Origin of the sequence: Wolbachia endosymbiont (group A) of Apotomis capreana, assembly GCF_964027025.1 — a bacterium.
In the GTDB taxonomy this organism is placed as follows: Bacteria; Pseudomonadota; Alphaproteobacteria; order Rickettsiales; family Anaplasmataceae; genus Wolbachia; species Wolbachia pipientis.
This window is the reverse complement of sequence record NZ_OZ034721.1, coordinates 901319-912737: the sequence shown is the minus strand read 5'-3', so window position 1 is coordinate 912737 and position 11419 is coordinate 901319. Positions and strand designations below refer to the sequence as shown.

The 11419-nt window shown below is 33.3% G+C and carries 2 protein-coding genes; both read left to right on the top strand.

Features of this window, described 5'->3' with window-relative positions:
• Positions 1-243 precede the first annotated feature (243 nt).
• The gene (locus AAGD50_RS04485; RefSeq protein ID WP_264724074.1) at positions 244-1479 is read left to right on the top strand and encodes a hypothetical protein; all 1236 of its coding nucleotides are present in this window, start codon (positions 244-246) and stop codon (positions 1477-1479) included.
• Positions 1480-1580: 101 nt separating this feature from the next.
• Positions 1581-11321, top strand: a complete 9741-nt coding sequence (locus AAGD50_RS04480) for an ankyrin repeat domain-containing protein (protein WP_264724073.1) — start codon at positions 1581-1583, stop codon at positions 11319-11321.
• The last annotated feature ends 98 nt before the right edge of the window (positions 11322-11419 follow it).

The following is an 11419-nucleotide window of genomic DNA, read 5'->3' as shown; positions in this document are numbered from 1 at the left end:
TTACTTGAGATCTTAATAATATATTTTGCTAAATTAATACTAGTTTATTTTAGAATAATCACTAAGGTAGACTTATAAAAAACAGAATTAAAAAATGAACAAAAGATCGTATATTAAGCCTATTAAGAGCCTTTTACTGAAAACCACTTTAGGTTAGAAAATTTTTCTATAATAGTAATTGACAAAGTTTTAAAGGTAGAGCAATATGCCTAAAATATATTCAATCTTGTTAGGGGGATAAGTATGGGTTACGAAAATGTACAAAAGGTATTACTAACTTCCGTTAAAGAAGATGATCCTCATAAAGGGCTTAAAGAGTTAGAGATTAAAAGATGGTGTATTGCATATCAGACATTGCTGAATAAATGGGGTAGAACAATAATACCATCCCTTTTTAAGAAAGTTTTAGAAGATGAAACTTGTTGGAAGATAGAAGATGCTTCAGGACAAATTAGACTCAATAGGTATACTTTCGGGGAAAAATTGTTAGCCTTGAAAACTTTGGATGGGCAAAGAAGTCTTATTAGACCCTTTGATCGCTACAGAATTGCCTGCTGGTGTTGTTTTGAAGACGAGATAAGAGCAATTTTTGAAGAATTTAAATTAACATTAGGTAGTAAACCAGTAGAGAGTTTAGTTAAGGGATGTGATAAAGGGGCTTTAATGATCTACTGGTCACATGCCATAAATAATCAGGAACATCAGTTAGAATTAAATAATGAGCATCCATACGTTTACGCTTTTAAATGTGCAATGCTGGAAAAGCATGTTGAAGCTTTGGAATTCTTCTGGAATAAGTTACAGTCAATTGGTTCTGTATCCCCAAAAAGGAAAGAAGATTTATTAATGGAGGTAGCATATAATAAAGGGCGTTTTTCCACTGACGATGTTGGTATGGTTGATTTCTGTCTACGTTACCTTCATGAAGATAAGTATCATGAGTTATTGAAAAGGGATTTTAAACAACATGGGTGTTATTATACTTTAAGTATATTAAGAAGAAACCATTCTTTCGAAAATGCTAGAAAGCTATTTGAACATTTAAAGCCAGAAGATTTATCTCTTGAAGCTTACAGTACATCAATGTTTTCAGCATTAAACTCGCTTGTTTCTGCACCAGATGATAATTGTGTTAAATCTGGCAGTGACATGCTCACCTCCATGTGGAATCGTCCTGGCTTTGAAACTCATAAGCAACACTTTTTAGATAAGTTGGGTGTAGGATATGCATCTAGAAATAGAATTGCTTGTCTGATCAAGAAGAATGCGGATATTAAGGTATTGCCGGAAATTATTAAATCTCTTAATCAAGAGCAAATGCAATCTATTATGGAAGAAGATAAATCAATACATGAGATATTTACTGGAATTAGAAACAGGCAATTAGATAGCGGAGCAGGTGATAGTCAGTTACCAAGTTCATCATTAGATGTAGAAACTATACAGCAGAAGGTAAGTGGTGTTAGAGGCGAAGTGTAGAGTTTCTCTTTTTAAAAATTCAGTTACTTATACTTAAACGAAAGCATGCAAAGAGCTTAGTGAGGATAAAATTTGTAAAGGGTTAAAATCGGGGGCTAGTTATGGTTAATAACGATCAACAGCAAGAAAAACCACAAGATTTCGAGCTAATGGAGTTACTTTTTGGTAAGGTAGATTCTTCAACTTCTGATACAGCGGGTTCACTGGATAAATCTTTTGAAGCAAGATATCAGTCATTGGTTGATCAAATACCATCCTATTTACATTCTAGTGAAAAGCCTGGCTTTTTTCCCCATAGATTCTTAGGTTCTTTTTCCAGTGTATTAGATACTAAACTTAATGACAAGCTAGGTATAAAGAAGTCACATTTTCGTTTTGAGGGAGCAAGAACTTTAAAGGTTGTAGCAGAAACAGAGTCCAAAACACATGTTTTTATTTTCACTGAAGATATAGAAGCTCAACATTCTAAACAAACAAATACTAAGAATTTCGAATTCACCACAGGTGAGTGGAAGAATGTGATGGGTAGAGATTATACTAAATCAGATGCGCGTAAGCTTCAAATTGATGTAATAAAAATTTTAAAAGATAAGTATGAGTTAGTAAAAAGCAAGCCTAAATCAGACAAAGATGTTAAATCAAAGAAGTTATACTTATATCTGAAAAGGGATGGTGTGTTAGAGTATAAAGCTAAGAATGTATATGGTAATGTTAAAACAATCGAGATTAGTCGTGATCAATTAAAAGGCAAGGTTTTCGATGAAATCAAGCAGTTTCTGAGTAAGTCAGGTAAAGATCTTAGTGATGATGTTAGGAAGGAGTTATCAAAAATCACGTCAGCAAAGGGATATACCTTAAAGAGTGATGGAGAAGATGAAAAAATAAACATTAAGGTAGAAAGTAAAAAGAAAATTGTAGATCAACCCATTGAGCCTACAATAAAGTTTCAGGAAGTGACAAAAAAGTTAGGTAAATCTGTCTATCTAGAAAATTATATTGAAAAGCTTGTTAATCCAGATGCAGAAATAGATCAAGTTCAGGATAATCTCGAAGACATTCTCAATTATATTAAGAAAGTTCATACCAATTTAAATTTACAGGGCAATGTTTATGGTATTAAAGCTCGCGAAGCTGCTCAACATGGCTTTGTAGCAGGAATATTCGATAATTTTCGATATCGTGATAACACTAAAGTCTATTTGGAACAATTTGCTGGTGGAGGTTATGCTGATATTGTTTTGCTTGTTCGTGGGCCTAATCGTGCTATTGATTCAGTTCCAATTCTTATTGAACTCAAGGCTGGAACTGAAGGACAAGTTGATCCAAGTGACGCGCTGAGACAAGCTGAAGATTATATAGAAGGTTTCAGACCAAATAAGATGAGGATTTTAACCAATGCAGATAATGCCATTGCTGTTGGGTTAAATTTAGATGACGCGGAACCGTTTAAAACCGAAGTACAACCTATTAAACAACCACCAGCTCCTTTGATGGAGGAATTTATCGAACTAGTTGGCGAGTGGGATAATCAACAAATTTCTGAGGAAGATTTTAAGCAAGAAATAACGGATTTGTTATCAAGTGAATACAATACTTTTCCAGCAAATAAAGAAACAAAAGATCATTACTATTTCAGTCGAGACATATTAGGTCAATCAATTTTAATCAACAAGATTGGTCAAGATCAAAGTAACATTAAAAAATATATATACTCATATGGTGAGTACCCTCTGGATTGGTCTGGAGGAACGGAGTACACTTTGTCCAAAAGCCCGGTTATGACATTAATATTTGTTCAAGGTAATGAAGGGCAAGAAAACACAGCATTCATTTTTCATATACGAGAGTCTAATACAAAGGAATTCTATGCTGATAAAAAAATTCCAGTGCTGAACATACCTGAAATAGGAGGAGTAGGAAATGTCATAGAAATTAAAATGAGTCTCAAAAAATATGAAACAGGGTTATCTTTTGAAGACCTTTTTGAAATAGAACAGATAAGTAAATATGAATCAAGTGGTAATGATCAACAATTTACAGATGGCAAGTTTATTGAGATACCTAATTCTGATGAATTAAAGGCAAAATTTGATCAAGCAATCACTTCTCAACATGCTTCCGACGGTGAGGTTTCATTGCAAGCCTATAAAGTGTTGCTTACTGAAGTAGCAGATACGATTTACCCTATCAAAGATTTGATTACTAATGAAGCAAGATTACAAGCCATTCTTAATGGTTTATTTAGTAGTTACAGTGATTTAAAGCTACAGGAGACTTCTGCGAAGACTGTAATTATACCTGAATTTCAAGTAGGAGCAGGTGGTCGTGTCGATATGGTAATTCAAGGTATTGGTCCTTCACCTCAGGGTGCTAAAGAATACACTCCTATAGCACTGGAATTTAAGCTTATAGGTAAAAACTTAAATCAAGATCAGCTAAAACAGGAAGTTGATAAATTAACAAAAGAACAAAACATTAGATATGCTAAAGGTGCGGCACTGAAAGCAATTACAGATAGTGATAAAATGTTTTTCATGGGTGTAGTTGTTAATGTGAAGGCTAAGGATAAAAATTCTTTAATATTAACGAGTGATAAGCTTGTCCATGCTCTAGTAGTTCATAGTTCTATTGACATAGCTAAGAGAAAACATTTAGAAGGAATACAAGAGATAACTCAGAGACTTAAAAATACTGGTATACAAGAGGAGAATCTACGTACGTTAGAATCTGCAACAGCAGAACGAGATTATCATTATTGGCTGCAGCAACATGATATAGCTGATATTGCAAGAATAAAATATGGTTATGGAATTGACACATTGTTTGAAATAGTGGGATCACCAGAACATATAGTTAATCAATTGCAACAGTTTCAAGATAGCGTAACAACAAGAGGTGAAAGAAGGCCATTAACTTTAATTGTTAATTTAGATAATAATCACTGGGTTACGTTGGTCATCTCTCATCAAAATGGGCAGTATAATGGATACTATGTAGACTCGTTGGGTAATAATGTTCCAGATAATATTCGTCAAGTTTTACAACAGGCTCAAATTACCGTTAATGATGTTTCTGTTATTCAACAAAGAGATGGTTATAATTGCGGCTTATGGGCGTTAGAAAACGCTAGAGATATTAATACTGTGTTGCAAGGAAATAGATTAAGTAATATTCCTGATGAAATACGTAACCATTTGCGAATTCAAAGAAGAGAAAATCATTTTATACGTATGAGAGAAGGTATTTCAAACACATTAAGTATAGATCCACAACGTATAGCTAACTTAGAGGCTGTACTTGCTGGGACACAACAACCAAAATTCGACCTAAATAGTTGCGTAGGAGGAGGTAGAAGTAGAAGAAGTATCAATCCTTGTTTATTTTCAAAGGGTGATGTGGAAGAGTTTAGTAAAGGGAAAGTAGATGGAAATAATGTGGACAAAATTATAGTTGATAGCGAAAAATTTCTAACTTATGTTAAAAACAGTCAAGATGAAGCAAAAAATGCTCAACTAGTGGAGTTTGTTAGGAACAAAAATATTGAAGGTGACTATAAATATTTAGTTGATAAGGTAATTGAAGATCAAGGATATGAGCGCTATGTCCAGAATGAACGTATCAAGGATTTGCACGGTGATATTGTACATCAAGAGAGTAGTTTAACAAAAAATCTAAAGCTAAAAAGCAGGTTAATGAATGCTGCTGGTGGGATACAATTAATAAGAGGGATCCATGGTGCCATTGTGTCTTGTAAGGATGGAACAGCAACGGATTGTGGATTAAATCTAGGCGGAGTAGGGTGGTCTTTTGCATCTCAACCAATTGAGAATGTAATGGTTAAAATTACTCCAAGAGTTGTAACATCAGCTGAAAAGGTTGTAGGAAAAGTTATACCAGGTGCTTTAGGTGAACAGACAGAATTTGCTATTCGAGTTGCAGGAGTAAAATTTGGAAGTACAATAGCGAAAGGTACAGCAGGAGCTTTAACTGGTGTCTTTGATATTGTTGATATAGGCATGTCAGCAAGTAATATTGTAGATTGTAAAAAAAGAGAGAATAGTGATAATCCATGTGGAGAGAAAGAAATAAGAGATAATATAGCATCTATATCTTTTTCTGGTGTGTCATTTGTTTCTGGTGTTGCTCTTACAGCAGCAAGTATGCCGGTAGTTGGTATTGCAGTTGGGTTTGGGCTCATGGTAGGTTGCGGAATTTATAGTGGTGTTAGCAATATCGTAGAGTACAAGAAAAAGTATGATACAACCCATGGAGAGAATTGGAGTATTTTTTGGCGTACACTTCTTTTTCAACCTATGGCAGCTGATGTGCAGCATCTTGCAGCTAGGAAAGACATAGTTAATAGTTTAGCTAAACAAGTTTGGAAGGCTTTAAATAATGCTCCTAATAGTGTTATTGCTTATGGTGTTGGTCTTGGAAAAGTAAGTGGTAATACTCTTCGTCCAGATTATGCAACGATTATGATGAATAGGAAAAATGCCAATACAAAAAATCTTTCACGTGTTGTACCTGATTATATCAAAGGTGCTAACATGCTTTGTTTACCACAGATTACTAATCAAGATTATGAGAAAGGTATTAAAAGCTCAGTTAAGTCAGCTGTATACTACTGTGAAAATGCAATGGTTATTAACCAAGGTGGTAGAGTAAACGTGGCGCAGAAAGACAAGACAATTGTTTATGATCTACAAAATGTAAACAGAGGTACAATTGTTGGAAGTAATGAGTGGCACAATAATTTTCTAATTGGCTCAGGTACAGCAGAAATAACTGGTGGTAATAATGTAGTGAACAGGTTTGTTCTTGTAAATAACCCTAGCTTTTCAGGCAAAATGATTGGTGGAAGTAACTCTATTAATATACTTGATCTAAGTCAATTAGCAGAAAATAAAGTTACAGGTGTGATTGACTATCGTTTTAAGCCTAGTGCCTATGGACAATTAAAGGTAAAAATAAATAATTGTTTATTAATTGATGATTATGTTAGTAACAACCTCTTTAATTACCATTATGTTGGAAGACAGAACAAGGTAGATGAGATCTTATGCGTGGGTTATTCTGAGCATTTTACAGAAAGTGATAGCAGTGATGTTATAATAGATAGTGGCGGTGGTTTTAATAGAAATAAGGAAGATGTAGTTGAAAGTTGCAAAAAAGTAATTATTTCGCCGTATACTAGAGTCAAAGGTAGAAAAAGCAATTATACTTTTTACGTAAAAACTGCAGACTATAAGGGTAGGGGGTTATATTCAGAAATTGACGTAGATGGAACAGGAACTGTAAGTTTTCCTGAATTTGATTTATTAAGTGATTGTGATCAAATAACTTACTCTAAAAATAGTAATACTTTATCTTTGAAAATAAATTTTGGTCAAAATAATCAATTTACCCTCGATATAAAAAATTATGTTGAACAAAGCAGTAATAAACCTCACTTTGCACTAATAGACAAAAATGGTAGTAATATTGTTCCTAAAATTGAAAAATCGGACTCACCAACTATAGAAATTAAATCATTTGAGCTACATTCAGAACATTCTCTAAAGGGTTTTAGAGCTGTAGAAAATCATTACAAGAAAATTCTAAATAATCATAAGGGTTATAAAGTCTTGAGCGTTGTTAGAGGTAAAACACAAAGTCAAAATAATAGTGTAGTTTCACACATGGTTTTTGGTTCTTCAGGAGATGATATAATTAACTTTGATCAAGGTACTATGTTTGCTAAGGGAGGAGAAGGAAGAGATGTGTATTTTGTTAGCAATGATATAAGTAGTAAAGCAGTCAAAATTGATAATAATTCAAATGATAAAAAACTGGATATACTATTTATGCGAGTAGTTGAAAAAGATTTTTCAATCTACAAATGTGATCTGCATTTAAAATACAATAATAGTAACATTCGAGTGAAAAGCTACCTTCGAGATCCTAATTATAGGCATCTTATAATTATGAATCACAAAGGAGAAGCATTTATTCCTTATGTACAATCAATGTCATGTTCTTCTTCAAAAAAAGGGAAATTAGTTCCTTTTTTACAAGCTACACAAACTCAGAATATGTTTTTATTGCCTAAAGATTTTGAAGATGATCATGTAGTGATAGATTCCCGTCTTGAAGATATTGAGAAATATAAAGATAAGGATGATCTCTTATTAATAAGAGAAAGTGAAAATCCTTTTATCATTAGAATAGAAGGATTCTATACTGATCGAAGTAAATGGGAAAATATTTCTTATTCTCTCTGGAATAACAATGATCTTTTACCATCTCCTGGGTTATTAGGAAACATTGATAATGTAATGGAGTATAAGGATAAACTTAGAAATGATTATGAAAGAATTTTTAAAGAATACACTGAAGATTTCAGTGACTCTACTAGTATTATTCATCACAATCAAAAGTTGGAAGAAAATATCTCTACTTCTATAGAACAAGATGAGGAACGCATAGGAGTAATGATATTAAAGAATATTACTCCTGGTCAAGTTGAAATTTTCAGCAATGGTGCAGATCTGATATTTCGCGATAAGATGTCTAATCACACGATCAATATAAAAGATTGGGATAATAATGAATTTCATAGAATTTCTACGTTGGAATTTGATCTAGGTTTAGAACCAATAGTAATCCGTAGATTAGATAGGTTTAGTTTATCTGAGGTAAGAAAAATACAAGCTTTAATTGATAAAGCTTCAGAAAATTACCACAATAGAAGTAAATATACTCCTAAAGTAGAAACTGACTTTAAATGTTTAATATCAATTGATGGTTTTGCAAATAAAAATTCAACGTATCAATGTTTAGGTTTTTCGTCATTCCAAAATCAAATTAGCTTTACTGAAAATTTCTGTAGTTTAGAACAACTCACTGAATTTAGAGATAAATCGAAGAACACTCAGGTTTCAGCGTTATCAAAGAATTTACAAAACAATCTTTTATTAAATGGATATGATCAAAATATAGTAGGTAAGTGCTCTAAATTAATATTGACTGAGGAAAATAATCAGCAGAGTAAAATATCTTCCATGGTTAAGAGTGTTGAAGAATCTACTTTCCTCAGCCAATCAGAAAATAAGTTAGATTTAGGTAGATGTTTAAGTAAAAGGAGGAAAAGAAGCTCTGATTTTTGTCCAGCGTTTTTGGAAAATATACACAATGAACTTAATAGAGAAGAAAGTGAAAGGAGAAATATTGTTGTAGAAGAAAGCAGTATACGTGTAATTACTTCATACCATGAAACACTCGATATAGAAAACTTACCTATTCGAGAAGTAGTAATTAATGACAATATCAACAGAAAAAGGAGTTTGAGGAGTACGTTAGATTTGTATAAGTTGGTACAACAAATAGATAAGGATTTGGGTATTGAACCAATATCAATGGTTATTAAAGATGCAAGTGATTTGTTAATTAAGTTGTCTATATCAGCTACTGGCTTAAGGCAAGATATAATAACAGTTAGGCTAAAAGATGCACTTATAAATAAGTGGTATAAAAAATTACAAATTATTTTTGATAATGCACCTATGGAAATAGGTGATAGTTTAGATTTGAAGCCTTCACTCTTTATTTCTGATGAGAAAATTATTGTAGTAAGACCTCAAGACATAGAAGAAAATAGTAAACTAATTATATCTAAAAAAGCAGGGCGGTATACCTACCTTCATGATAAATATGACTTGATAGTTACCAATGCCTTTAATGCTGGCATAGAAGCAAATGAGTTGTGTATTATATATTTTAGAGATTTCTATAAAGAACCTGAAATGAAAACATTATCTATAAAATTTACTGACAAAGAGATATTATTAAGTAATGAAGTAGATAAAATACATAATTCAGATAGTATTGATAAATTAAATAATGTGAGTTCTATTCTCAATTTACAGGAAAATTCTGCGTCTTTTGAAGTTACAAACAGTGGAGAAATAAATGCTCGAGGTAAACTTGATAGGACATCTTTGCATCTTGCTTCCGAAGCGGGTGAATGGGATAAGGTGAAGCTTCTTCTTGATGAGAGCGCTAATATCGAAGTTCAAGATGAGTTTGGTTACACACCAATATTTCTTGCTACTCAATCAGGTAAATGGAGCGTGGTAGAACTTCTTCTTGATAGAGGAGCTAATATTGATGCTCAAGACAAGGAAGGTAAAACACTTTTACACTTTGCTGCATCAGGAAATAATTTGGATATGGTTCAATTCCTTCTTGACAGAGGTGCAAGTATCGAAGTTCAAGACGGGCGTGATTGGACACCGATACTTTATGCTGCTCAGTCAGGTAAATGGGGTGTGGTCAAACTTCTTATTAGTAACGGTGCAAAATTTAATAATGAGATAACGTATCAGGGAACGCCTTTACATTTTGCTGCTCAAGGGGGTAATTTGGATATAGCTCAATTTCTTCTTGATAAAGGTGCTGATATTGAGGTTGAAAATACATATAATGAAAAACCCTTGCATCTTGCTGTTGACGCAAATAGGTTGAATGTAGTGAATCTACTTCTTGACAGGGGTGCTAATTTAAAGGCTACAGAAATGTACGGCAGGACATCTTTAGACCTAGCTATTCAAAAGGGTTACGAAGATATAGTAGAAGTTTTGAAACAAAAACAATTGGATCTAGATAAAGAATTATTAATTTCTACAGAAAAAGGAGATCTTGAAAAAGTTAGAGACGGTATCAGACAAGGTGCTAACGTTAATGTTCAGGATGGGCAGGGTTGGACTCCTGTGTTCTTGGCCATTCAAAACAATAATTTTAATATAGTTGAACTTCTTTTAGATAACAGTGCTGATATTAAGGTCAAAGATAATGAAGCTTGGACACCTCTTCATTGGGCTGTGCAGTTGGGTTCATTAGACGTCGTTGAGCGTCTTGTTGAAAGAGGTGCTGATTTTAATGCCTCAACTGCTGACGGTAGAACACCTCTAGATATTGCTAGAGATAAAGGATATGATAATGTTGTAAATTATTTAGAGGAAGAGCTCAGTAAAGAAAGAGAAAAACCTGTACGACGTAAACGCCTTCATCATCATGGAGATTACAATTCTCATCACTTATCACGCAAGCTTCGTAGTATAGATTCGAGTAATCAACCCGAAATAGTAGCAAGTAGTGGTGCAAGACCATCTTCATGGATAAATGATTTATTTGGTTGGGTAAAGAGCTCTATAGGTGGGTTTAGAGCTGCTTTACCTGAGAAAACATTCACTCAAAGTTCAATCTCACAAATTAGTGCACCAATTGATGTAAATGGTACAATAATGTTACTTGATTTATTAATTAGAAAAGTTACAGGTCAAAAGTATATTTCTACAGTAGGTCAGTCTATATCCCCACTAGAGGCACAGGGATATACACTCAATATTACAAAGGAATTTGAGAAAGTAGTAGAGCAAGCTGGATTAAAAAGTGGTGTATCAATGCATCGATTGAATATTGATTTTGTGGAAATACAGAAAGAAGTTACAGGGAAAATCATGAGTGGTAAATTTGATGAGATCTCAGGAGTTTTAAGTTCGTATTTAGAGAAAGCATGTCCTGGTAGAGAAGCAGGATGCCCTGGTAAGTTAAGTCCGAAGAAATTTGACAAGTTTATGAATATATTTGATAATAAACTAGATATAGCGCTAAATCAATCAATACAACAGATATTACACGGTGGAGATGGTAAATTAGAGATTCGTGGTGTAGAAAAACAGGAAATGAGCTTAGAGCCTCAAAGTTATTTAAGTAATGCTTCTATTCAAAGCCATTCAAAAGTATCAACTTGTCTTTCTGATGTAGGAGTAACCAAACTTGGAGGTAATCTCAATAGGTAGGTTATAATATAAGAGGTAATATGCCAAGTAGTGGAAAATTTAAAGTGAGGGTGGCCAAAACAATTAGGGAAACAACCAGTAGCAAGTTTGATAGTCTT